The following is a 26,113-nucleotide window of genomic DNA, read 5'->3' on the forward strand; positions in this document are numbered from 1 at the left end:
AAATAGTGGCTTATAAGAATAGCGGCTTCTTAAACATAACTGTTTCAAGTAACCGGCTAAAGAGTGAGTAATAGGCTCATTGTTCTAACGAATCGTGGGGAAGTATGTCATTGCTTCCCCACGCTCTATTTGGTCTAGGACGTTTTGTAAGACCGACACGCTAACAAATAAAACGCGCTTGGTAGTACGAATAATGTCAACACAAGCGCACTTGCCATTCCACCGACCATAGGCGCAGCAATGCGCTGCATAACCTCGCTTCCGGTTCCCGTGGCGTATAGCACGGGCAACAAGCCAACAATGATTGAAAGCGATGTCATCATGACAGGGCGAAGTCTTGCTGTTGCAGCATGAACAATAGCGCTTTTAATTAAATCATCTTGCTGCATCAAATGGTTTTCGCTTTGGGTAACGCGTTCATTAACGTTGTCTTCGCTAGCGCTTAATTCATTACTAGTATTTGTACTTGCACTGTGTTTGGTGAGCGCTTCAGACACATACTGGTTTAAATAAACCAGCATGATAACGCCAATCTCTACCGCTACACCTGCCAGCGCAATAAAACCCACGCCAACCGCAACTGATAAATTAAACTTTAAGAAATAAAGCAACCAAACACTGCCCACAAGTGCCAGAGGAAGGGTAACAAGTATAAGTGCCACATCGCGCAAACGTTTGAATGCCATGTATAGCAGTAAGCAGATAATGGCTAACGTAAGTGGTATTACAACCGATAGTTTTGCTTTTGCTCGCTCTAAATAAGCAAATTGCCCCGCCCATGAAATTGAGTAACCAGCAGGCAAATCAAGATGCTGCGCCAAATGGGCTTTAGCGTTTTCAACATAACCACCTAAGTCTATTCCTGCGGCTGAGTCAGACGACACATCAATGTACACCCAACCGTTTAGGCGTGCGTTTTCACTTTTAATGGCCGCAGGGCCATCGTCAATACGCACCTTTGCTACATCGCCTAGCGTAACGTGGGCGCCGCTTGGCGTAACAAAAGGAATAGAGGAAATGGCTTGTGGTGTATCGCGATAATGTTGAGAGACACGCATGCTGACGGGAAAGCGCTCTCGCCCTTCCACCGACTGGGTCACTACTTTGCCGCCAATGGCCGTTCCAACAATGCTGTGTACATCATCGATGGTCATGCCATAGCGCGCCGCAAGTTGTCTATTTATATCAACATAAACATAGCGCCCACCAACAACGCGCTCGGCATATACCGACGCCGTATTCGGAACGTCTTTTAAAAGCCGCTCAATGTCTTTGCCAATGGCTTCAATTCCAGCAAGTTCTGGCCCCGCTATTTTAATTCCAACTGGCGTTTTAATACCCGTGGCAAGCATATCGATACGGGTTTTAATGGGCATAACCCACGCATTGGTAAGCCCTGGAAACTGCACTAGGCCATTTAACTCTTCTTTCAGCTTCCCTAACGTCATCCCATCTCTCCACTGCGCCTTAGGCTTAAGCTGAATGAAGGTCTCAATCATTGTGAGTGGAGCAGGATCAGTAGCTGTGTCTGCGCGACCTATCTTGCCAAATACGGTTTTTACTTCGGGAACAGTCGCAATAAGCTTGTCGGTTTGCTGAAGAATTTCTCTGGCTTTCCCTACCGATATACTAGGATACGTAGTAGGCATGTACATCAAGTCACCTTCATCTAATTCAGGCATAAACTCACTGCCTAACTGACTTAAGGGCCAATACATCGACAAGATAAAACCTAGCGCACCAAATAACGTTACTACCGGGTAATTAAGCAAACGCATAAGCACTGGCTTGTAAATATTTTCCAGCACGCGGTTCACTGGGTTTTCCTTTTCCGAGCGAATTCGACCGCGAACGAAATAACCGGCAAGCACTGGCACTAACGTAATTGCTAATGCAGCTGCCGCTGCCATGGCATAGGTTTTGGTAAAGGCGAGCGGCGCAAAAAGACGCCCTTCTTGGGCTTCCAAGGCAAAAACAGGTATAAACGATACGGTAATAATCAGCAGTGCGAAAAATAATGCTGGACCAACTTCTGTGGTTGACTTTTTTACTAATTCCCACCGCTTCGCGCTGTTTATCGGCATGTTAGATGGCTCGCCCTCAGCCGCGGTTGCCGCATGCTGATGCAAATGCTTGTGCAAGTTTTCAACCACCACAATAGCGCCATCCACCATAGCACCGATGGCAATAGCAATGCCGCCCAAAGACATGATATTGGCATTCAGGCCCTGTAGTTTCATTACAATGAATGCGGCCAAAATGCCCATTGGCAAACTGATTAACGCAACCATAGAAGAGCGCAGGTGAAACAAGAAAATGGCACAAACTAAACCAACCACTAATAGCTCTTCCACCAACTTATGAGAAAGTGTATCTACCGCATTGTCGATAAGCGTGGAGCGGTCGTAAACCGGTACAATGTTTACACCTTTAGGCAGACTTGCTTTTAAGGCGTCTAGCTTCTCTTTAACAGCATCGATGGTCGCTTTTGCATTTTCGCCATAACGCATTACCACAATGCCGCCCACGGTTTCACCTTTACCGTTAAGTTCGGCAACGCCTCTGCGCATTAAGGGGCTTTCTACTACTTGTGCCACATCGCTAATGGTTATGTTCACACCATCTTGAATAACACCTGTGGGCAACACTTTTATATCTTCTATGCCTTGAATGTAGCTTTGCGCCGTAACCATGTATTCAGCCTCGGCCATTTCAATTACCGATGCGCCCGTTGCGCGGTTTCCTCGCTTAAGGGCAACTTCGATCATAGAAGGCACAATGTTGTAGGCACGCAACTTTTCAGGGTCGACAATAACTTGGTATTGCTTAACCATGCCTCCCACAGAAGCCACCTCAGACACACCTTCAACCGACTGAAGCTCATACTTTAAAAACCAATCTTGCAACGCTCTTAGCTCGCCAGCATCAAGCGCGTTGGGTTGGTTAATATCATTTTCTAGCGCATAAATGTACACCCAGCCCACGCCTGTCGCATCTGGCCCCAACTGAGGGGTTATACCCTCTGGAAGCTGAGTAGCCGCTTGGCTTAAGTATTCTAAAACACGGCTTCGTGCCCAATACATGTCAGTATCATCGTTGAAAATGATATACACATAAGCATCGCCAAAAAATGAATAGCCGCGCACGGTTTGTGCACCTGGCACCGACATCAACGCCGAGGTAAGTGGAAACGTAACCTGGTCTTCAACCACTTGCGGTGACTGACCGGGGTAGTTTACTTTCACAATAACTTGCACATCAGATAGGTCGGGAATAGCGTCGACAGGGGTATTTTTTACCGCCCAAATACCAGCAATACTAAGCATGACAGCACTTAGCAGCACCATAACTCTATTGGTTACTGACCAGCGAATTACCGATTCAATCATGGTGCATGTGCTCCTTGTGATTCATCGACTCGTGGCCATTTTCCTTGTTATCCGATGTGTGGTGTTCAGTGTGGTGATCAGCATCCTTTTCTGCGTGACGCATATCAATTACGGTAAATGCATCGCCAGTGACGAAAGTAAATACAATGCTGTCCCCTTCTTTAAATGTTGAAACATCGATGTGTTTCGACAGAGCAAATGTCATCTCCGCAGGACCACGTCCCCACTTTTCTATTGCTCCTCGGTCAATCGTTATTTCAGCGTTTTGAAGAGCATGTGTATTATGAACGGCGTGCCCATTATTAGAGACATGATCATTATCGTGGGTGCTGTCATCGGGTAACGCAATCGCTTTAATAACGCCTGTAGTTGTCGCTTGATGATCTGGCGCTGCCATTCGCTTAAAGTCACTGCTTTTCGATGACTCTGAATCAATTAGGAATTGCGCTGAGACAACAACTTCATCACCTGGCAATAAGCCATCGACTACCTCAAAGTACTCGTTATTACTGTGTCCAAGCTCTACATTTACCGATTTAAAGTTTCCTTCGCCGTCGCTTAACACTACCTTTGCCCCTTGGGCCGTGCGTATCACTGCACTGCGTGACACAAGTAAAGCCGCTGCGCGCAGTTCAGGTTTAAGTGAAACATGAGTAAACATATTAGGTTTCAAGACGTGACGTTCGTTGCTAAGTGGAATACGCACTTTCAGTGTTCGCGTTACCTCCGTTAACGAAGGGTAAATGTATTCGACGTGACTTTCCCATGTTTCCTCAGGGGAATAGGCTAACTCATCCAATGTCACAACCGCGTTATTGTGAAGGGTTATCGATTGCGCATACTTTTCGGGCACTTCTGCAATAACCCACACCGTGTCTAACTGAGCAATGCTCATTAACGTGTTGCCTGGCTCAATATAAAAACCTTCGCGGATGTTGAGCGCTTCTACCACACCGTCTTGTGGCGCATTAAAGGTGACCGTTTGAGAGATACGTCTGCTTTTTTCTAGGTTTGTAATAACCTCTTTCGACAAGCCTAACGTTTTAAGGCGCGCGGCAGCACCCTCTATTAAACGTGCGTCTCCTCGTCTTAGCGCCAGAACATACTCTTCTTGGGCATTAACCAACTCAGGAGAATACAAGGTATACAGCGCCTGCCCTTTTTTAACTTGCTCGCCTTGCGACTTAATAAACAGCGTATCGACCCAACCCGATACTCGTGGATGAATGTGAACAATGCTGTCTTCGTCGTAAGCAACGTTACCCAAGGTCGTTATCGTTTGCTGTAGGGTACCAATGCGGACAGGTTCAACCTTAACTCCCATATTATGTTGCACATTTGGGGGAATCATAACCGTACCGGGCGTGCGCTTGTTGCTTACGCCCGAGTTTGTACTATCTGATGGGTATACTGGCACCAAGTCCATGCCCATAGGAGACTTTCCTGGTTTGTCCCGTCGATAGCTATCATCCATGGGCGCGACCCAATAAAGAGGTTTATTTTCATCGCTAACGGTACTGCTTGAATTTTTGGAATCTTTTGAAGACGAATAGTCTATCTGCGTTGTCAAACCAAAGGCGAGAAGCGCCCCTACTAGCACGCCGACGATTAAACCTTTGGTGGTAGGGCTTATATTAATTGAAGATGGCATAGTCACTACTCTTTGTTTGAATTGAACGCATGCGATGGCAGGTATAGATAAACGAGATCAGCCAAGGTTTTAGCACGCTCTACGTCAATTTTTAGCACGTCGTCTTGTATCTGAACTAGCTTAAGGTTGGCATTGACTACGTCGCTGATGTCGCCAGTGTCATTGGTATAAGCGGTAAGCTCTGCTTCTGATAATTGTTCAATTTCACTAATTAGCTCCGTATCAAAAAGGGCCTTTCTTTCACTTAATCCCAGAAGACGCGTTTTTAGTACATCGGCATTGGCGGCAAGCTCATTCACCTTTAATCGAAAGTCTGTTTCAGATGCACTCTTTTTAGCGGCTGCTGCTGCTATAGTTGCATCTTGGCGAGACTGCGTAAAAAACGGTAAGTCCACTTGAACACCTAGCGACACAAAATCTGCGCGGCTCATTCCATTTGGTTCGTCTTGCCTGTACCCGTAACTTGCTTCAAATGCCCATTGTGATTTGGTTTGTTCACGAGCTATTTTTAAATTCTGTGTTTCTATCTGCGTTTGAAATTGCAGCAATAACGCTTCTGGGTGGTGCTGTAGTACAGAAAATGGCTCACTGCTCTCAACCGCCGCTACAAATGAAGCAAGGCTAACGTCACTGCTTTGCAAAATAGCGTTAAGTTCCATTGACGAAGGCGCAGTAAATGATTCATCTAACGGCGCGCCGTACCACCTTGAAAAAGCGGCTTTTGCTTCGTTTTGGCGCTGGTAAGCCTGCACATACTTATCATCTAAAGTCAGTAATGCTAAGCGAACTTGTAAAACATCCTGTTGCGCTGTGGTGCCAACGCCTTTGCTATATTTCGAGCTTGTAAAATCAAGCAGTTGCGAAAGCAAAGCCTTTTCTTTATCTAGCAATGCGATGCGGCGTGTAGAGTAAAACCAATTCAGCCAAGCAAGTGTAATCTCGCGCTTTAGCCACGCTTTTCTAGCTTGGTTTTCTACCGACATTTTATCTGCCATAACCTGATATTTTTGCTGGTTATAGCGGTTTTCATCCCCCCTTGGTAGCTGCTGTTTAAGGCCCACTTTGAACTGAGTCATAGGCTCTTGGTCAAGGGCAAAACCATCAGTTGGTAAATTTTGTACCGACACAGACATTTGAGGATTAGCCCAAGACAACGCCGCTTCGGCTTGTGCTTCAAAACCATGCTCGCGGTGTACGTTCCCTTCAAGTACAGGGTCGTGTTGAATGGCCAATTGAAACGCTTGTTCAAGGCTTAGAGTTTGGCCTTTGGCTGAGTTGGCATACAGAAAAAACAAAGAAAATAAACAGAGCAACACGCTTATTCTGCAAGTCGCGTTAACGTGCCGTAAAGGGTTATTCGTTAGAAAATAATAACTCATGTCTTACATCACTTTTTAGATGTGATACGTGATAAAAGGTCGGCTTTTCGCTTTAGAAAACAATTAAAGAAAGCAACAACATCACGGATCACATAAATATTCGGGTTTGAAAGCGCCTAAAATTGAAGTTTAAACATCATCTTGATAGGTCAGTTTCAAATTCAATACAGGCTCGCGAGATAGATCTATGCTGCTAAACGTGATTTAGGTGGGCGAAATTGCCCGAAATGAAGGGTTGAACATTGCCCCACAATAAGGCTTGCGGCCGCTGTCCTTGCAACCAAAATTTCTGTTTCAATTGAAGGCTGTAGTAGTGCGGTGGAACTGAAGTTAAAACAAAGGTCTGCAGGGCAACTGCATTCCTCTTCACAGCAATCCATATCATCTTCAAGCGCCACGTCCTCTACTTCGACATGCGCTGTGTTTTGCGGTGTCTGCACGCTGCGCGAGGACATACCTTGATGCTGGCAGTGGGAACCAACAGATTCAGAGGTTGATGCTATTTCTGCAACAGCATCGCTTTTTCTTTCGAAAGCGCTATCGTTAGCATGAGTACTGCCCCCCATACTATCAGTGCGGTGAACCGCGTAAGAAGAGGAGGCTGACGCTATACCGAAAGCCATATCAGACATTGAATGGCCACGTTCATGAGCGTGTGTAATAGATACAGCATTGCCTGACGACACAAGGGCCATCATCAACATAACAATGAGCACTAACGAATTAGCGCTTTTAAGCTTTTGACGCTTAGGCGTTAAGCGAAGCTGAAACTTGTTCAAGTCACACCACTCAATGGGTTTAGGGTATCTTTTACATTATTTGTACAAAATAATAGCGTGTTGTATTTAAGCAGTAAAGCCAGCTGCCCTCCAACTGTTAAAACTGAGACACATAATCGCGCAACATTAGGCTCATTGTAGAAAACAGTGGGTTAGCTTTGGGTATCGCACATTCTTCTTGTTGATTCACCATAGTAGCGTTGAAATTCATGTCGTTGAGTAGGTCTGTATTCACTACTAAATCGGCGTGGCAAAGCGAGTATGATTCATCAACAACAAAAAACGTGTTAGGACCTTTGCTGGCCTCCATCAGCTGTTCTACGCCTTGAATAGGGGTGGTGACATCAGCTTGAGAGTGAGCAGCAAAAAGCGGCACGTCAATTTGCTGGCCTTCTGCTACTTTTTCGCGAATGGTGTTGATTAAGTCCATCAACTCCAAACCGGCGAAGCCCGCAACGTTTGGATACTTATAGGGATTTGGGCCATGAGTTTCATAGTTGCCATCGATGATTCTAGCTAGAAGCTTAATGCCCCAAATTCGAGACATACCTTCGGCATTATCAGAAAGCGCCATGGCGCCAGAGAACAGCATTAGCCCATCGATACTTTCAGCACCGTCTAGGTAGTGCTCTACCGCTAATGCCCCACCTGTGGAAAATCCGCCAACAATCAAGGTATCCCCCATGCCGTCGGCTAACTTGATAACCTCGTCAACATGTTGCTGCCATCGTTCAGCTAAATCCCAATCAGACATATCATCTTCAGCGTCTCGCTTACCATGCCCTGGAAGAAGAGGCACAACTACCGAAAAGCCTTGCTCAAATAGAATATTCGCGATTTCCCGCATGAAAAAAGGAGAATCACTGAGCCCGTGAATAAGCACTGCTACTTTGTCACTTGATTTGTTAGTGAGCATGAAAGGAGCATTACCTTCATTGCGAAGTACATTGCTACATACAGCAAAGCGATTAAGCGATGTTTCTCGACAGGGTTGCGTTTGGCCCCATTCTTGTTCGTAAAATGCTTTAAACTGCTTCTGCTGTTCTTTAACACTGCTGCCATCGGCAACAGCTACACTTGTACCTAAGAGTGCAACAACACCTGTGAGCATTTTTACAAAAGACTTCAATGACACCAATCTTCTCCGCTTTGGGTTTTCAATAAAAAACGGGAGCGCTAGATTTAAGACCATGCTCCCGTTCAAACAGACGATTCAACATCGCCCAATCATATCATTTTATTAACTAAAGTAGGCTTCTAAATCATCAGAGCCACCAATGTGCTTACCACCAATGAAAACTTGCGGTACCGTTTCGCGGCCACTGATAGCGGTTAGGCTAGTTAACGACGCATCTTTACCTAGTACAATCTCTTCAAACTCGTAACCTTTCTCATCTAGAAGCTTTTTAGCTTTAGCACAGAACGGACAGCCAGGTTTGGTAATTATTGAAACGGGCGCATTAGTTTGTTCTTGTGGCGCAATATAGGCAAGCATGGTGTCTGCATCAGACACTTCAAACGGGTCGCCTTCAACATCTGGCTCAATAAACATTTTATCTACAACACCGTCTTTAACCAGCATGGAGTAACGCCAGCTTCTTTTGCCGAAGCCCAAATCAGCTTTATCAACCAGCATTCCCATGCCGTCGGTAAACTCGCCGTTACCGTCAGGAATTACCGTAATATTTGCAGCTTCTTGATCCGCTGCCCACGCGTTCATAACGAAGGTATCGTTTACCGACATGCATACAATGTCGTCAATACCGTGTTTAGCGAACTTCTTCGCCAAAGCATTGTAACGAGGCAAATGCGTAGAAGAACAGGTAGGCGTAAACGCGCCTGGAAGGGAAAAGACAACGACATTTTTGCCAGAAAATATCTCATCGGTCGTTTTCGTTACCCATGCTTCACCTTCTCTACATGGAAATGACACGCTAGGAACTTTTTGGCCTTCTTTGGAAGTGAAGCGACTTTCTGACATAAAAACCTCTTATCAATGATTTCATGAATAATCTTGGAATTACACCAAGGGTTTGCAGACTTTAGAAGACTAGAATGAGTTTTGGCACAAATCAATAGGTATTGCCTTACATTCGTTAATATTGATTTTGATGCTGAATCTAGCTCACTCCCTGCCTATGCTTTTATTTAACAACTTGTACGTCCGTACAGCAATTAACGGCTTACTCAATACTCATAATTTTAACGTAAAGCGATATTCGAGGGTAAACACCATGATTATTCTAGTTGGTGGAGAAAAGGGCGGTAGCGGGAAAAGCTGCTTGGCACAAAATATAGCGGTGTATCTTCGCACTGAAAAAGGCGCCAAGGTTTTGATGGTAGACTGCGACCCACAGCGAACGACCTCTGACTGGATTCAAGAGCGCAAAGCTAACCCTCGTCTTGCTGAAATCAACTGTGTTCAGTTATACGGAAAAATACGTAATGAATTACTCAGCCTAAGACAATATTATGACTATGTAGTCATTGACTGTGGTGGGCAAGACAACTTAGCCCTGCGCTCGTCCATGGCTGTTGCCGACCATATCCTCATACCGCTAAGGCCGAAACGTCGGGACCTCAAAACGGTACCACACATGGAAGATATTTTATCTACCTGTAAAATGGTCAACCCCAAAATGAATGCTGCATTTGTAATTACCCAGTGTCCTTCCCTTCCAAGCCTTGCTAGCCGTATTTTGGAAGCAAAAGAAGTGTGTCGTTCTTTCGGCATTCCAGTTCTTAACTCGGTCACCTTTAGCCGAAACATGTATGACGATTCAGAAGAATCTGGGCAATCGGTCATTGAAAGCGAACCAGAAGGCAAAGCTGCGACCGAAATAAGGACCCTGTTTGAAGAGCTACTAGCTGGCAAAGTGGAGGATGCTTATGAGTTTGCTCAACCTCAAAAAGTCGAAGCCATTAGCTAGACCAAACCTTCGCTCAATAGAAGATTTTATTGATGACGCGCTTCTGTATGCTCAGGGTAAAGTAGAGCTAAGAGGGGCTTCTACAGCTAAGCAAGCAGCCACACACGTCAACGCCAAAAGCGTAGTACCGATAAGAAAGCCGGTAAAAACGGAAGGTATGCGACATGCTACTTTTACCCTTACTCCAGTATGCATAGAAAAGTTGGCTGAAATCGCTAGAAAGTCAGGAAAGGCTAAGTCTGCGTTGATACGCGAATGGATTGAACAAAACAGCAAAAATTTAGACTAAAGTATAAATCCAAATACATACTTAATTCGTTTTATCCTTCACAATAACAGAGCCTGTTGTTCTTGATTGTACGACAAAGAACAACAGGCAATGTTGTTGCCCTGGCATTAGCCAACTGAGATACTCATTAACTGCAAATTCAGATAGCGTATAGGAGATACAATCGAATGGGCCGTGGAGGATTTAGCACTGTTCGCGTGCTGTTGTGTGCCCTGATACTTGCAGTGCCTTTCGCACACGCAAAAGCATTTGAGCTTTATGATTCTGAAATTGCTGATGTTGAGAGTTTATTAAAAGCAAAGCAGTACTCCGATGCTGATAGCAGAGCTCTTTTACTGCTAGAACAAGCGCTACAGCAGCAAAAACTACCCGCAGACACCTTCTCTACATTGGGACTGTTACTTCAAAATGCGTCGCGTTTCGAAGTATCGAAGGCCATTTTCAATGCCGCCTTAGAACGATACACCAGCAACGGTGAACTTAATAAAATGGCTTTAACGCTACTGCAGTTAGCCATATCAGAAAGACATTTATCTAATTACAGCATTGCACTGACGTATGTTCGTCGTGCCATGTCTATCGCACAAATTGAGCATAATGAACTACTTAAAGCTCGGTTACACCTTGAGCTTGGTATTATTCAGCAAGAACATGGTGAAATAGAAACTGCGCTTGAACCTTTAAAACAGGCAATGAGCTACTTTCGTGAAAACAACATGGCAAACGAAATGAGTTTGTCGTTACTTCACATTGGCGAAATCTACAGCTTGTTAAATCAGGCAACGCTGGCTCACACATATTTCCAAGATGCATTTGACAGTTTAGAAGGGGCAAATGAACCTCGGCTGCTTGGCATTATTAAAACGCGCATTGGCGCACTGTCTTTAAAAGCAGGCGCTGTCGACAACGCAATAAAAGCAATAAATGATGGACTAGAGCTTCTGCTCACAACCAATGATGTTGGGGCCATCGCCCAAGCAAAAATGCTGATGGGCAAAGCGCTTGTTGAAAATGGCGACACAATGGTTGGCAGAGAGCTGTTACAGGAAGCAATGCAGTTTGCCAGCTCATCAGGTCAAGCAAGACTAATGAAAGAGGGACGTCTGGCTCTTGCTCAAGCGTACATGAAGGAGCAGAACTTTGAGCGAGCCTTGGCAGAAGCTCGCACGGGAACGATTGACGCGAGAAAGAACAGAGATGTGCGAGGGCAGCTTAGTTTCTTGTCTATACAACTCAGCGCTTTTGTGTCGTTGGGTGAGTTTAAAAAAGCCTTGGACATCCAATCGGTTATTCAGCAACTTCGCGAAGTATTACTCGACTCGGAAAACAAATCTGCAATAGAGGGCCTTCAAGCCGAAATTGAACTTGTAAGGCAGTCTCGCACATTAGAAAAACTTGAAGAATCTAAACAATTAGCGCTTGCTCAGGCTGAGCGTGAAAACTTGCAAGCCACCCTGTTTTGGAGTGTGTCATTAGCTGTACTTTTATTGACGTTTTTAGTTTGGAGCAGATACAAACAACGTCAGCAAACGATTATTTTGCGTCGTGAAGTTCGGCAACAAACCCTCAACCTGCAAGAAAAAAATCAAGAACTAGAGAGAGCCTACAAAACCCTTGAAGAGGTGAGCCTACGTGACCCTCTTACAGGGTTGTACAATCGCCACTATCTTGAATCCCAGCTTCCAGGTGAAATCAGGCGAAGCCAGTTTTCTGCAAAACAGAACCAAAACTCTGGGTTAGGCAAGCAAGATCTATTGTGCTTACTTATCGATATTGATCATTTTAAACGTATTAATGACGACTATGGGCACATTGCTGGTGACAAAGTCTTATCGTCTTTCGCCCGGGTTTTGCAAGAGGTATTTAGACAGACCGACTTAATCATTCGTTGGGGAGGCGAAGAGTTTCTAGTAGTATGTAGGCAGTCTAATCGCGAGGAGCTTCCTGAACTTGCTGAGCGATGTCGGGAGTTGGTTTCTAGCACGCCATTCGATATAGGCTTAGAAAAACCCATTAATATTACTTGTAGTATCGGGTTTTCACTGCTTCCGCCTAATAAAGAAGATAATTTTGATGTGGCGTGGGAACGAACCTTTGCGGTGATCGATTACGCGCTTTACGCCACTAAATTGTCAGGCAGAGATGGCTGGGTAGGCGTCATCGAAACATTGAGCAAACCTAGCGAATACCTGACTCCACTCGACACCAAGTTTAATTTCACTGGTTCACGAATAGCGACGTCATTTAACAACGTTGCAAGCATAAAGTGGCCAGACACCCTCGATAATGAGCAGTAGAGGAATAGCGTTATGTATAGAGGAAGCTGCAGTTGCCACACCATTCAGTTTGAGATAGACCACATTGGAGAACTTGATGCTGACGACGAAACACTCACGCATTCAGACACCAGTAAGTTTAGTGTTACGGTTGAAAAAGAGAAGCTTGTTATAGACGGCGCTCCATCATCACTGGCAGCCCTTCACCAAGCCAATGGTGAAACACACCATGTGTGTAATGTGTGCGGAAGCGTAATATTTGTTGAGCATAGCCCACGTAAGGTGGTGGTAGAAGTAACATTTAGCGGGCACGACGCGCTTGCTGAGCCTCACCGTCAATTTATGCTTTAAAAGGCATAAACAAAAAGCTCAGCCATTTATCGAGCACGTTAAGCGAGGTGAAAGCTATGCCTCTCCTTTCTAGAATGAGCACGTAACGTTGAAGGCTTCCATGCCTACATTCGGGCAGCGACTAGTCGCTGCTCTTAATATCTTCCATATGGTATTTATCAATCAGTGAATACAGTGTGGGTCGAGTCACTCCCAATAGCTCTGCCGTTTTTGACATATTAGTTTCTGCCTTTTGGTAAGCTCTTCGAATGGCGCGACTTTCTGCAATTTCTCGCACTTCACGTAAGTTAAGGGTTTCCGGCTCATCCTGTGCATCCACTGGCATCAAACCAAGATCATCGGGCTGAATAACAGAGCCTTCTGCCATGATCACTGCAGATTTCAACTTGTTTTGCATCTCACGGATATTACCGGGCCATTTGTGGGCCAACATAGCGTTAACTGCCGCCTCGGAAAAACTCTTCGCCTTGGCTTTGAACTCTTCGCGATAAATGTTTAAAAAGGTACGGGCCAGCAAAATAATATCTTGGTCGCGTTCTCGAAGTGGCGGAATCATTATTGGCATTTCCCCCACTCGGTAATACAAATCTTCCCTGAACGTTTCCTGCGCGACCATGGCTTGCAAGTCACGGTGGGTTGCGCAAATTACGCGAATATCAACGGGTATTTCGTTTCGCCCACCTACACGCTCTATCACCCGTTCTTGCAAGAAACGAAGCATTTTTGCTTGAAGGCCAATGGGCATATCTCCAATTTCGTCTAGAAAAAGGGTGCCGTCTTGCGCCGTCTCTATTTTACCTAACGTTGTTTTGTTAGCCCCTGTAAACGCACCTTTCTCATAACCGAACAATTCACTTTCAAGTAAGTTTTCAGGAATAGACGCACAGTTAATTGCCACAAAAGGCTTGTCTTTTCTAGGGCTATGTTCGTGAATACTACGAGCAAAGACTTCTTTACCCGTACCACTTTCGCCAAGTAATAAAGTACTAATGTCAGTATTGGCAATTTTTTCAGCGCGACGCACCACTTTCTGAATAGCTTCGCTATTACCGACAATTCGTGACATACCCGAGCGTGTGCGCGCTAAAATACTGTTCTCATGTTCCAACTTGGCTAAGTTAAGGGCACGATGGACAAGTAGCTTTATAGTGTCTGAGTCGATAGGTTTTTGATAGAAGTCGTAGGCCCCAAAGTCGATCGCTTTGAGTGCATTTTGTTTGTCGTTATTGCCAGTGACAACAATAACTTTAGTTCGTGGCGCTAGTGCGATTATGTCGTGCAGTATGCGCAAACCCTCTGAAGCATTAGCGGGGTCAGGCGGCAACCCTAAATCGAGAGTCACCACCTTAGGCTCAAAACGACGAAGCTGTGCTATTGCAGATGTGTGGTCGTCAGCGAATACAACATTGTAATCTGTAAGACTCCATTTAAGTTGCTTTTGGATACCTAAATCATCATCTACTACCAAAATGGTATCTGTCATTTCATCATCCTATTATTTTACTTCATCCATATAAGGAGCGTGGATTTGAGGGTGCGAATATCCACCTCTTTGTTATATACCTTATCCTATCGGAAAATACAGTGTAAAACAGCTGCCGCGACCTGGCTCACTTTGAACGGTGAGTTTGCCGCCAATAGATTCAATATAGGTTTTAGCGTCATAGGCGCCAATTCCCATACCTGCATTGCCTTTGGTAGTGTCAAACGGTTTGAACAAACGCTCCTCAATAAAAGCTTTATCCATACCCGTTCCCGTATCTTCAATCATCACAAGCTGCGTTTTACTATCTGAATTAGCGGTAATCACCACGTCTACTTCGCCGTCATCAGACGTTGCTTGTTGTGCATTACTGATTAGATGATAAAGCACATTGGCAACTTTTTCTCTATCAACCAATACCGCGCTTTCCTTTACCACATGCACTGATGGCAAAGGGCGAAGTCCAGAACAGCGGTGGCTCACAACGTCGTTGGCAATTTCTGAAAGTAGAAATTCTGAATTAATACCTTCTTCAACGGCTTTTTTATCGGTGAGTTGTTTAAGCATCTTTTCCATTCTTGCCTTAGTATGCTCCAAGGTTTCGAAGGTGTCTTCAATAAATTCAGGGTTGTGCTTATGTTGCTGGGCATTGGCTAAAATAAGATCGACCTGCGCGAGCACGTTTTTCAAATCGTGGAGAACGAACGCAGACATGCGATTAAAAGCCGCGAATTGGGCATTTTCAGCAACCACTTGAGCCGCTTCGTGATGCTGCATGTACGTACCCACCTGTTCAGAAACTGCAGTTAAATAGTCTTTAACTTCCCAATTCAGACTGATTTTTTCTTTATCGCCAGAAGCAAGAACTGCAAACCCCCACAAGCCACCGTCTTTCAAAAAAGGAACAAAAAGTTGATAGCCCCACTGCTTTAAAGCATTTCTATCTAGCTTTAGCCCTTCATAATCGAAGGGTTTAACTTGGTATGCATCGGTATCAATGATCCAACCGTTTTTATCGCTGTATCGGGCCAATACTTCAAGCGTAGAACAGGTATCGTCGTTTTCTTTTGCTATGGGTGATGCTTCAGCCACACATTCATAACCATTTTGCGTAACTTTAAACAGCATGCCAGACTCATACTGAACTGCATTGAGCATTCCTGTAAGCCCCGCGTGATATACATCAGAAGATGCATCACCCGCACGCGTTAGCCACTTCGTTAACTTTACCCATTCAACGCGATAGTCAAACTGATTGGCAAAAAAGTGTTTCGTAATGAAGACTTTTATTTTTGTTCTAAAGGCGTTTGACAAGAACACGGTTGCCAACAAGGCAAACGACATGACGACCAATATAATTTGAACCGTCGCCCCCCAGTTTCCCCCCATATAGTTAATGGCATAGCCCACCACAGCCATTACAAAGAGATATCCGCCAGCAACCAATAGCAACGAGCTATGCAGCACAACGTCACGGGAGATAAAGATATCAATTCCCCAATGGTGAATGCGTCGTATAGAAATCACTAACAGTGGCATTAATAGGAAATAGATGTAGCCACGCGCGGCGATATAGCCCACCTCAACTTGGTTTATCATAGTTGCATTGGCGTACGTAACAAATTCAAACAAGTTGGTTGCGCCAAGGTAAATAATAATAGGTTTAAAAGCCCATTGCTCTCTGCCAGCCTGACGATAGACAACTTCAAGAAGAACAAGAACTTCTAAAGAAAGTACAATGAGAACTAAGAAACTCCAAGCGGGATTAACCACCAACAGGTAGGGCGCGAAAAGCGCAATAGCAGCAGGCGCAAGGATTATAAGGGTAACAGGGCGCCTAAGAACATCAAAAATAGAATTGAAACTGGTATGTATACAACCCGCTAAGAAAAGTAACCACGCCAATTGTTTTAGTACGTCTACACTCAGCAGCCAGCTAAGAGAAATGGGACCGAAAAGCGACGTGATTAAACTTGAGGACCACAAGAAAGTAGCGGCAGTGGCCAACACCAGTAAATGTTTGGCCACGCCAGGTTTTCGCACCGTTAATAACAATAATAAAAGGGCTAAGTGCGCCAGACTATTTAACGCATAGCCTATATCTGAAATCATCCTTTTTACTGCCCCTTACTATCATTGTTATAGAGAATACAATGAGGGGCGCGCACTATAGCAACGTCCCTATTCTAACGGTGTCTTAGTGAGCGCAGCGCACGCTTGCGCTTCGTTCCTATCTTTTACGAATAACCAATGAACCTATAGAGTAACCTGCTCCAAACGAGCACAGTACGCCAATATCACCAGCTACAAGATCTTCATGATTTAACCCAAAGGCAATGATCGAGCCAGCCGACGCAGTATTAGCAAATTCGTCTAATACAATAGGCGCCTCTGTTCGGTCTGCATCACGCCCTAAAAGTCGTTTACAAATTAAGGTATTCATATTGATATTCGCTTGGTGTAACCACCAGCGTTTAACACCTTCTGGCGTAATATCGTGACTTGCCAAATGAGCTTCAATGTGTGCGGCTGCCAAAGGACATACCTCTTTAAATACCTTTCGACCTGCTTGGTGGAACAGCTTGTCTGGACCATAGGGGTCAACATCTTCAGCGCGGGTCATGTAACCGAAATTTGAACGGATGTTGTTAGAAAACTTTGTCAGCGCCTTAGTACTGAGCACGTCATAAACGTGGTCACTTTTGGCGGTTTCTGCTAATTCAAGCACTGTTGCTGTTGCCACGTCACCAAAAATAAAGTGACTGTCGCGATCAGCGTAGTTAATCTGCGGTGAAACTAACTCTGGGTTTATTACCAATACGCGAGTCGCGTTCTTTGCGCATAGCATTTCGTACGCGCGGTGCATACCAAAAGTAGCCGCCGAGCAAGCCACTAACATATCAAAGCCAAAACCTTCAATATTCAGTGCTTCTTGTACCTCAATGGCAATAGCGGGGTACGCTCGCTGCGTGTAAGCACACGACACAATGACGGCATCAATATCTTGAGCATTTAAATTAGCAGATGCTAATGCTAATTTCGCAGCTTCAACGGCAATTTCAGCCTGATGAGAAAGTTCATCATCACCGCGCGGATCAATTTTTGGCTTCATCCGAGCGATGTCTAACGCGCCTTCCTTTTGGTAGATATAGCGGCTTTTTATCCCAGACGCTTTTTCGATAAATTCTGCACTTGAATAAGGCATGGCAGCAACTTCACCGATTTCAATTTGCGCTTTATTTTCTTCGTTAAACGCATCAACGTAAGCATTGTAGCTATTTACTAGTTCTTCGTTCGTAATACTGTCTTGAGGGTGCCATACACCTACACCACTAATCACAACTTGTTGAGACATAAGCATTCTCTATTATTTGTTTAGACCACACGCTGTATTAAGCATTGCGTTACTTTGTGTCCTGAACGCATTAATACCAGTGCAATTAAGCTTCGCCGTCACATTACACTATTAAATAGACCGCGATTTATGACCTATAGCTTACCTCAATCCTCTTTCGGTGTAACCATAGTGAGTGAATCGGGAGTACCTTTCATTAGTTTGGCTGTAAGAAATGGGAAGAATTACGATGAAACCCTTTCGTTATCAGATAAAAAAACCCGCTTGTAAAAGCGGGTTTTTAGAACTGAGTTAAAGGTTTTCGTTACAGTTGATTAATTTGCCACACTGTTACTGTACCGCTTACCTCGTTGCCAACAACAAGAAGTGGAACACCGCTTGGGCTATCTTCTGCGCTAACGAATACTAGGCTTTCAGGAGCAAGATCGCCTATCACATTCTGTGCTGTTAACCCTTCGGTAAGATCACGGTTAATAACGTATTCTGCAAACTGTACGTCGTACGGATTGGTAACGTCATAAACGAAAATGCCGCCCATACGCTCTGTTCCAATAAACGCATAAGTACGATCGCCAACTTGACCAACTGTTAAAGCTTCTGGCTCTGGCCCCTTATTTTCTGAGCGCGAATCGCCTTCGTTTTCGTCGTCGCCATTATTAAATTGTGCACCGTGGACTGACGCCGTAATACGTTCAAAATCATCTCCAGAATCGTATACAACCAGCCCGTTCTGATCCCAAATAGTAAATGAACGTGCGCCATATGCATAAGCTGCATCGAACTGGCCGTTGCCGTCGGCATCACCCATCGCCGTTGTCACTCGAAGACCGTCAGCTTCTCCTGTCGCTTGAAGCGTCGCTAATTCGGAATTTGCCTCTGCGGTAAGCGCTGCAACCGTCGTCTCGTCTGTATATGCTAAACATCCGTCATCTTCATCAAATGACACGCCCCCAGCTGCGGTACACGCCGCTGCATCGGCAGCGTCAAAGAAATACTCCCGTGCATCACCTTCGTTAGCAGTTACAATAAAGGTCGCGTCTTTCCATGTGAAGTTAGCGATGGTATCAGGCTGATAAACACCATATAGACCGGTATACTGACCAAAGCTAACCGCATTATTCTCTTGAATATCGATGTTAAGGCCAGCCCAAGACTTGGTGCCTAAACCAACGACGTCTACTGTCAGCTCTTCTAAGTCGACAATAGCAAGACCGTTATTTTCTTGAAGACTCACGTAAGCTACGCTGTTTGTTGTCGAGATATATTCTGGCTCAAGGTCTTTTGCTACCGAAGAGGTTATAGCGGTGCCGTTGATCGTGCGCCCTGCAGGATTAGGGAACATCATTCCTTGCGCCATTAAGGTTGCTTCGCTTCCGTTTAGCGCACTGAAACCAATAGTAGTGCCTGTTTCTTCAGGTTCTCCACTGGCAAGGATATTGATAACAGTAATCGAGCCTTCAGGGTCAATGGTGTAGTCGTCAGAAGGTTCACCTTCGTTCGCTACCAGCACTCTTCCGCCATCTGGAGTAAAGGTAACCATATCAGGCAGTGCGCCAACTTCGATAGAATCTAAGAATGCAGGAGATGAGCTATCTAACCCGTTGTAAAACAGTACATAACCATTGTCTGTCTTAACACTTGCTGGAACGGTAACTGCCATAAGATCACCACTAATGGCAATGCTGGTGACACTGCCAAGCGCAACGCCGTCGATATCGGCAGGTATGGCGATACTGGTAGCAACAAGCGATATGGTATTGATTGGATCGGGCATAACGGTGGTCGAGACACTCGAGGCATCAATCACCGCGATTGTGTTGTCGACACCATTTGTAGCGTAAATCGTATTAGTTTCAGCGTGGAACTGAACAATTTCAGCCGCATTTCGGTCTTCCAAGAAAGCGCGGCCAACGATATCCATTGCAATTCCGACTGACGCGTCTGTACCATCACTTCCATCAGCGCCTGGCTCGCCTTGTTCGCCTTGAGGTCCCTGAGCCCCCGTTTCTCCTTGCTCACCGTCGTCACCATCTAGACCACAACCAGTAAGCGCAGCTGAAACTAAAAATGCGATTAACCCATATCTAAACTTATTACGCACTGCCATTTGATTTCCTTTTTATTTATATTTTTGTCGCACGTCACAAGGCTTTAGAAATCAGAAAATTTTCCGCTACTTCCTGAAAAGCGCGAGGGAAAACGGTGATTTCAAACCTAAGGGTCTGTTGACCTTTTTTGGTTAACTACAAAGATCGACTAAACCTAGTACACCAGAAAATTTATGTAACTTCTATGTATAAATTAGAACCAGATTATGACACAAATATTAAATAGGCAAAGGCATAAGTTTTTTCTCTAATAAAGACAAACATTTATGCCGAAATTAATGCTGCCAAGATGCTTTACATTTTGTTAACGCACATATTTCTAGTTTTCTATTCAGACGAAGCTATTTTTTGTCGACAATTCGCAAGGCTATAGTTTTTTTTATAAGTACTATCTGATACTAATATTGGTTAATAGATGTATAAACCGAACTATCGATTGTTTTGATGCACTTAAGTGCGTTAATGCACTACGCTCGGCTATTGAAAGGATTAACCATGAAATTGAAATTCAAATTGTCGGCAGCTATTGTGGCAGCGCTCACTTTAACCGCTTGTGCCACCTCGCCTACTGGAAGAAACCAAGTACTTCTTTATTCTGAAAGTCAACTTGCACAAATGGGTGACCAAGCTTTCACAGGAATGAAAGAAGAATTAAAGATTTCGAGAAAAGCGGTGCAAAACTCCTATGTAGAATGCGTTGCAAATGCGATTACTGCCCAAGTACCAGCAAGTGTCTTTAATGGTCAATGGGAAGTTGTTGTGTTTGATGACGAGCAAGTTAACGCGTTTGCGCTGCCCGGTGGTAAAATTGGTGTGTACACTGGCCTGTTAAATGTTGCTGAAAATCAACATCAACTTGCAGCTGTTATTGGCCATGAAGTTGGCCACGTCATTGCAGAGCACGGCAACGAGCGTATGTCTCAATCTACGCTAATTAACATGGGCAACCAAGCTGTAGGTCAAGTACTTGCCGCCAATGAAGTGCCGCAGTCTGGGCCGATTATGGCCGCAATCGGTTTGGGCTTACAAGTTGGGGTACAACTGCCGTTTAGCAGAACCCATGAATCTGAAGCTGATGTCATTGGTCTTCAGCTGATGGCAAAATCAGGCTTTGACCCCAGGCAATCAGTAAATTTATGGCAAAATATGGATGCAGCAAGTGGAGGCAATCGCCCGATGGAGCTGCTGTCAACTCACCCAGCGTCACAGTCTCGCATAAACAACCTTCAAGCGAATATGCCCGCTGCGTATGCAGACTACCAAGCCACGGCCTATCGTCCGAATTGTCGATAAATCGCAATGAGTAAAATTCGATAATTCGAATAAGACCTATTTAGTCACAAAAAAACGCTGCAGATTGTGCAGCGTTTTTTGTGTAAAACAGAAACTATTATTCGCTGTCTGTTTTGTGCAGGTGTACATCCATTTGAGGGAATGGAATTGAAATACCTTCTTCATCGAAACGCAACTTAACATTTTCAGTGAAGTCGAACTTTACATCCCAAAAGTCAACGGCATTAACCCACGGGCGAACAACAAAGTTAACACTGCTATCTGCTAATTCAGACACGGCAATCTTAGGGGCTGGTTCAGCGAGTATGCGTTCATCGGCGGCAACCATTTCTTCAAGAATTCTTTTCGCCTTTAACAGATCAGCGTCATAGCCAATGCCCACAACCATATCAACGCGGCGAGTATCTCTTGCTGAATAATTCGTTATGTTACCGCTATAAATATTGCCATTTGGTACAATAATTTCTTTGTTATCAGGCGTATTCATGGTTGTTGTAAAAATACCTATTTTTACAATTGAGCCCGCTGTACCTGCTGCCTCAACAAAATCACCTGCTTTAAATGGCTTAAATACTAAAAGCATCACACCCGCAGCAAAGTTCTTTAGGGAATCTTGTAAGGAAAGACCAATTGCTAAACCTGCTGCACCTAAAATGGCAACTAATGAGGTGGTATCTACGCCTAATTGGTCAAGAGATGCCACGATAACAAACAGCATTAAAATAGCGCTGAGAATTGATTCTAAGAAATCGACAAGCATTGTGTCGTACTTAGATTTAGCCATTAAGCTTTTAAACACTGATAATAGAAGCCCAACTACAATCCTACCGATGACATATATTGCAATTGCCATGGCAATGTTGATACCCCAAGGAATTGCGTAATCGTTTATGTACCTTTCAACATCGCTTGCAGAAAAAAGCGTAAGTTTCTCTTCCATAAAATGGTCCTTGTTATAATGAGTTGTATTTCACTCAATTACGGTAGCAGCTATTTTAATCAAGACCAATACAATGTGGCTTCAAACGCAGCAAATTTGCGCTAAAGTCTAAGGCACCTAGATAAAATGTATTAAGATACTTGAGAGCGTTAGTGTTTTTAGCAGTCGCGCTTGCCCAATTTCCTCTTCTCACTTTTCATAGTCTGAAAATGATTTTTTTATATCATGTCACACGATTGTCACTCTAAAAATGCATCATGTTCTTGTGAAGCCGCAATGCGCTTTTTGTTTTCCAATTAATTTGGAAGTTACCGAGTTTTAAGACATTTTTTTTGATGCTTTTTTAGCCACAAAGTTTTAGACTAAAGTCTCATGTATACATCATTCTTTACTCAGTTTTATTAAGTTGCGTAAAGAGAGATGTAGCGCATGAAAAAGCTTTAGCAAACTATGTTACTTAAAGGATTAACGCATGTTGCTTCTTATAACCTTGTTTTCGGTTGTTCTTTGTTTATTTTTATATTCACTGCGCACCGATAAAGGAAAACATACTAAGTATGCAAGAGCGGAGCACCGCCCAGCACCTCAGTCGAAGCCATCAACCTCTACGTTGAAGTCAACTTCGAACAACTCTTCGCCTTTTGCAGCGTAGGAAAAGCGAGTCAAGTGATCTTTATATAGGCAGCATGCTGCCGATCGTGTGGATTTTTATTCAATTATTCACGCGATGTGGTCGGCAGCATTGCAACCTGTATTTACACACGTATTATACGCGTTAAAGCCATACACCTAATCTACTAATGCGTATACCAAGAGTTTACTACCCCAACCCAATTCCGTTAGAACAAGAGTTCGAGTTAACCGAAGACGCAGGGCATCACATTGCGACTGTTTTGCGCATAAAACCTAATCGTCCAATTGTATTATTCAACGGCGACGGTAATGAATACAGCGCACAAATTATCAGCGTGCAACGAAAAAAGGTCACGGTTGAAGCCGATGCTTGTCTTTCTTTGGCAAAGGAGTCACCGCTTCACCTGCACTTAGGTCAAGGCGTTTCAAAGGGTGATAGAATGGATACGGTGTTACAAAAAAGCGTGGAGCTTGGCGTAACCGAGATAACACCAGTGATTACCGAGCGCTGTACAGTAAAACTCGACGAGTCTCGTTGGGAGAAAAAAATTCAGCAATGGCAGAAAATTATCATTGGTGCCTGTGAGCAAAGCGGTCGCAATATCATTCCTTCCCTAAATGCCCCAGTAAACCTGAATCAATGGCTATCGTCCTCGACGAACACTACACGATTGGTGCTAGCACCAGGGGCTGAACAAAGCTTGGCAAAACAGCCCTACAATACGCAAGGGTTTCGCTTATTAATAGGCCCAGAAGGCGGATTATCTGAAGCAGAAATTCACCAAGCTAACGAAAATGGTTATCAGTCTGTAAGTTTAGGCCCACGTATTTTGCGCACCGAAACGGCCGCAATTACCAGCTTAAGCATACTTCAAGCTCAACACGGTGATTTCTAACTCGGCATATTGAAATCGAAAGGTGAAGCAGCGCTGCTAACTTGAAGTATTTAGCTACGCCCCAATATACAGAGCAACCAGTAAGGCTTTTGTGCCGGCATTTTTAACTATTCAAGGTGAGAACATTATGCAATATACCGTTGGCGTAATTATGGACCCCATCGCAAGTATTAAGCCTCATAAAGACACAAGCTTTGCGATGATGCTTGAAGCTCAGCGCCGCGGTGCAAAAATCGTTTATTTTGAATTGAAAGACTTGTATCTAGATAACGGCAAGCCCATGGGGCTGGGTAAAACCGTGTCGGTAAAAGACCAAGCAACCGATTTCTACGCATTTGAAGACGAATCTACCTTTAACCTGGGTGATATTGATGTATTGCTAATGCGCAAAGATCCCCCCTTTGATAGCGAGTTCCTGTACGCCACTCAGGTTCTATCATTAGCACAAGATGCTGGCGCACTAGTGGTAAACAACCCGCAAGCACTTCGTGACTACAACGAGAAACTCTTCACTTCATACTTCCCAGAGCATATTCCCAATACATTAGTAACGAATAACCAAGCGTTAATTCGCGAATTTCACGCTAAACACCAAGACATCATTTGTAAGCCCCTTGATGGCATGGGTGGTGCCTCAATTTTCAGGGTGAAGCCCGATGGCAATAACTTAGGCGTTATCATTGAAACGCTAACTAAGTTAGGAACGCGCTATATGATGGTTCAAGAGTATTTACCCGAGATTAAAGACGGAGATAAGCGCGTTCTGATTGTTGATGGTGAGGTTATGCCTTACTGCCTAGCACGATTACCGACGAAAGGCGAAACCAGAGGCAACCTAGCTGCTGGAGGAACAGGACGTCCGCAGCCAATATCTGAGTCTGACCGCGCGTTAGCTGAAGCTATTGCGCCTAAGCTCAAAGAAAACAATATTCTGTTTGTTGGTCTCGACGTGATTGGCAGCAAAATTACAGAAATAAACATTACCAGCCCCACATGTGTAAGAGAAATAGAAGCCGCTTATGATATTAATATTATGAGTAAGCTGTTCGATGCCATTGAAGCGCGGTTAGCTAAGTAATTGTTCGGCAAACTCTCTTTTTTGCTTGAACAACGCTTTGCCATGATAGCTTAATACTTGCTGCTTAGGACTTGTTGCTTAAGCATTGCAGCTTAACACAAGCTGCTCTTTGGTTTATATGTTGGCCCTGCTTGTACAGGGCCAATATTAAAATGGTATGCCTAAAATCAACATCCACTTTAAACGGCAAAACAAAAAGCTAATTTGCAATTATATATAAACAATTTTGTTGCGCCCCTGTGACTTAGCGCTATACAAAGCTTCATCTGCTTTTTTCAACGCATCGGTTAAGGCCGTATCTGAAGTAATAGATTCACAGCCGCCACTGAAAGTAAGCTGTATCTGCTCTTCGCCGTAGTAAAAATCCATATTTTGAACTTTAGAACGAATACCCTCAGCAAGAGACTTAAAGTTTTCTTTCTCGTCGGTAAGCACCAGCAAGAACTCTTCGCCCCCAATACGAAAAACCGACTTCTCGCCCAGTTCTTTAGTAAATAAATTTGATAATGCCTTTAACACTTCATCACCAGCCTCGTGGCCGTAGCAATCGTTAACGCGTTTAAAATGATCTATATCCACTAATAATATAGCCGTAGGTTGCTTAGCAGACTGTAAAGATGAATAGATAGACTTCAACGCTAGCCTGTTATAACAGCTAGTTAAAGGGTCGGTTAACGCAAACTCACTTAACTCCCATTCATTCTGTAAACGCACGTTTTCATAAGCATTAGCTAACGCCATTATGATGCCATATGGCGGCACAATGTTTATCAAAGTACTCTGCCACACTTCACTTGCGTCATAGAGGTTGTAGTCAATACGCAAGTAGATGAAAAGAGCAAGAACTAATAAAGAAATGATAAAGCCATGAAGACGGGAGAATATAAAATAGCTAACAACAGGAACTGAGAAGAACCACATGGAAACACTTTTCTCGACACCAAAGGATAATACAGCGAACGCAATTAAACCAATATAGGCATAAACTATCGACCAATTAAACCACGGTCTTTCTTTGCCTCGTTGTAAACTAATGCTGGTAAACGCAAAGAATCCCCCAAGCAAAAACTGCGAAGCCGCCACCCACTTTGCGGAAATTTCATTAGAAGTAATGTTGTGAATGCCTGTGGCAAAACACGAGCACAATATGACGACGCTTAACGTCAACAGAACTCTGTTTTTTAATTGATGATTACCTAGATCTATTTCTGGTTTGATTACTGACATTGCCCGTATCTATCAGCTAAATTTTGGGTTGCAATGCTACCATTATTTTTGCTAAA

The 26,113-nt window shown here is 44.1% G+C and carries 20 protein-coding genes; 8 read left to right on the forward strand and 12 right to left on the reverse strand.

Annotated features, from left to right (window positions below; all coding sequences use genetic code 11):
* Positions 1–134 precede the first annotated feature (134 nt).
* The 6 genes from ACHUFN_RS06055 to ACHUFN_RS06080 all read right to left on the reverse strand — a co-directional run bounded on the left by ACHUFN_RS06055 (position 135) and on the right by ACHUFN_RS06080 (position 9,179).
* Positions 135–3,389, reverse strand: a complete 3,255-nt coding sequence (locus ACHUFN_RS06055; protein WP_394221409.1) for an efflux RND transporter permease subunit — start codon at positions 3,387–3,389, stop codon at positions 135–137.
* On the reverse strand, positions 3,382–5,040 hold the full coding sequence (locus tag ACHUFN_RS06060) for an efflux RND transporter periplasmic adaptor subunit (RefSeq protein WP_394221410.1): 1,659 nt from the start codon (positions 5,038–5,040) through the stop codon (positions 3,382–3,384). The genes ACHUFN_RS06055 and ACHUFN_RS06060 overlap by 8 nt, the downstream gene beginning before the upstream one ends.
* 5 nt (positions 5,041–5,045) lie before the next feature.
* On the reverse strand, positions 5,046–6,419 hold the full coding sequence (locus ACHUFN_RS06065; protein WP_394221411.1) for a TolC family protein: 1,374 nt from the start codon (positions 6,417–6,419) through the stop codon (positions 5,046–5,048).
* A gap of 185 nt (positions 6,420–6,604) precedes the next feature.
* Positions 6,605–7,198 carry a hypothetical protein gene (locus ACHUFN_RS06070; protein ID WP_394221412.1) on the reverse strand — a complete coding sequence of 198 codons (594 nt, stop codon included), beginning with the start codon at positions 7,196–7,198 and terminating at the stop codon, positions 6,605–6,607.
* 97 nt (positions 7,199–7,295) lie between these two features.
* Positions 7,296–8,336, reverse strand: a complete 1,041-nt coding sequence (locus ACHUFN_RS06075; protein WP_394221413.1) for an alpha/beta hydrolase — start codon at positions 8,334–8,336, stop codon at positions 7,296–7,298.
* Between the two features lie 102 nt (positions 8,337–8,438).
* Positions 8,439–9,179 carry a glutathione peroxidase gene (locus ACHUFN_RS06080; RefSeq protein WP_394221414.1) on the reverse strand — a complete coding sequence of 247 codons (741 nt, stop codon included), beginning with the start codon at positions 9,177–9,179 and terminating at the stop codon, positions 8,439–8,441.
* Between the two features lie 253 nt (positions 9,180–9,432).
* On the opposite strand from ACHUFN_RS06080, the gene ACHUFN_RS06085 reads away from it, so the two are divergent.
* The 4 genes from ACHUFN_RS06085 (at position 9,433) to ACHUFN_RS06100 (ending at position 13,044) form a co-directional block, all read left to right on the forward strand.
* Positions 9,433–10,128, forward strand: coding sequence for an AAA family ATPase (locus ACHUFN_RS06085; RefSeq protein ID WP_394221415.1), 696 nt, complete (start codon positions 9,433–9,435; stop codon positions 10,126–10,128).
* Positions 10,088–10,417 (forward strand): replication protein RepA, encoded by a 330-nt coding sequence (locus ACHUFN_RS06090; RefSeq protein ID WP_394221416.1) that lies wholly within the window; start codon positions 10,088–10,090, stop codon positions 10,415–10,417. Before ACHUFN_RS06085 ends, ACHUFN_RS06090 begins: the two co-directional genes overlap by 41 nt.
* Before the next feature lie 167 nt (positions 10,418–10,584).
* A complete protein-coding gene (locus ACHUFN_RS06095; protein ID WP_394221417.1) occupies positions 10,585–12,714 on the forward strand; it encodes a diguanylate cyclase in 2,130 nt (709 codons plus the stop codon).
* 12 nt (positions 12,715–12,726) lie between these two features.
* Positions 12,727–13,044, forward strand: coding sequence for a GFA family protein (locus ACHUFN_RS06100; protein ID WP_394221418.1), 318 nt, complete (start codon positions 12,727–12,729; stop codon positions 13,042–13,044).
* A gap of 121 nt (positions 13,045–13,165) precedes the next feature.
* On the opposite strand, the gene prsR is transcribed toward ACHUFN_RS06100, so the two are convergent.
* The 3 genes from prsR to ACHUFN_RS06115 form a co-directional block, all read right to left on the reverse strand.
* Entirely contained in the window at positions 13,166–14,527 is a 1,362-nt protein-coding gene (gene prsR / locus ACHUFN_RS06105; protein ID WP_394221419.1) for a PEP-CTERM-box response regulator transcription factor, read from the reverse strand.
* A gap of 81 nt (positions 14,528–14,608) precedes the next feature.
* Complete coding sequence (gene prsK, locus ACHUFN_RS06110; RefSeq protein ID WP_394221420.1) at positions 14,609–16,639, reverse strand: XrtA/PEP-CTERM system histidine kinase PrsK; 2,031 nt, start codon at positions 16,637–16,639, stop codon at positions 14,609–14,611.
* Between the two features lie 118 nt (positions 16,640–16,757).
* Entirely contained in the window at positions 16,758–17,882 is a 1,125-nt protein-coding gene (locus tag ACHUFN_RS06115; protein WP_394221421.1) for a beta-ketoacyl-ACP synthase III, read from the reverse strand.
* 129 nt (positions 17,883–18,011) lie between these two features.
* Between ACHUFN_RS06115 and ACHUFN_RS06120 the strand changes: the two genes are divergently transcribed.
* Positions 18,012–18,152: a hypothetical protein gene (locus ACHUFN_RS06120; RefSeq protein ID WP_394221422.1), complete on the forward strand. Its 141-nt coding sequence runs from the start codon at positions 18,012–18,014 to the stop codon at positions 18,150–18,152.
* 34 nt (positions 18,153–18,186) lie between these two features.
* On the opposite strand, the gene ACHUFN_RS06125 is transcribed toward ACHUFN_RS06120, so the two are convergent.
* Positions 18,187–19,989, reverse strand: a complete 1,803-nt coding sequence (locus ACHUFN_RS06125; protein WP_394221423.1) for a choice-of-anchor I family protein — start codon at positions 19,987–19,989, stop codon at positions 18,187–18,189.
* 496 nt (positions 19,990–20,485) lie between these two features.
* On the opposite strand from ACHUFN_RS06125, the gene ACHUFN_RS06130 reads away from it, so the two are divergent.
* A complete protein-coding gene (locus ACHUFN_RS06130) occupies positions 20,486–21,283 on the forward strand; it encodes a M48 family metallopeptidase (RefSeq protein ID WP_394221424.1) in 798 nt (265 codons plus the stop codon).
* A gap of 97 nt (positions 21,284–21,380) precedes the next feature.
* On the opposite strand, the gene ACHUFN_RS06135 is transcribed toward ACHUFN_RS06130, so the two are convergent.
* Positions 21,381–22,223, reverse strand: a complete 843-nt coding sequence (locus tag ACHUFN_RS06135; RefSeq protein ID WP_394221425.1) for a mechanosensitive ion channel family protein — start codon at positions 22,221–22,223, stop codon at positions 21,381–21,383.
* An 800-nt stretch (positions 22,224–23,023) separates the two neighbouring features.
* Between ACHUFN_RS06135 and ACHUFN_RS06140 the strand changes: the two genes are divergently transcribed.
* Complete coding sequence (locus ACHUFN_RS06140; RefSeq protein WP_394221426.1) at positions 23,024–23,752, forward strand: 16S rRNA (uracil(1498)-N(3))-methyltransferase; 729 nt, start codon at positions 23,024–23,026, stop codon at positions 23,750–23,752.
* A gap of 127 nt (positions 23,753–23,879) precedes the next feature.
* Positions 23,880–24,830, forward strand: a complete 951-nt coding sequence (gene gshB / locus ACHUFN_RS06145) for a glutathione synthase (protein WP_394221427.1) — start codon at positions 23,880–23,882, stop codon at positions 24,828–24,830.
* A gap of 210 nt (positions 24,831–25,040) precedes the next feature.
* Here the strand turns inward: gshB and ACHUFN_RS06150 are convergent, their stop codons facing one another.
* A complete protein-coding gene (locus tag ACHUFN_RS06150; protein WP_394221428.1) occupies positions 25,041–26,057 on the reverse strand; it encodes a GGDEF domain-containing protein in 1,017 nt (338 codons plus the stop codon).
* Between the last annotated feature and the right edge of the window lie 56 nt (positions 26,058–26,113).

The organism is Alteromonas gracilis (genome assembly GCF_043642145.1).
Classification (GTDB): Bacteria; Pseudomonadota; Gammaproteobacteria; order Enterobacterales; family Alteromonadaceae; genus Alteromonas; species Alteromonas gracilis_B.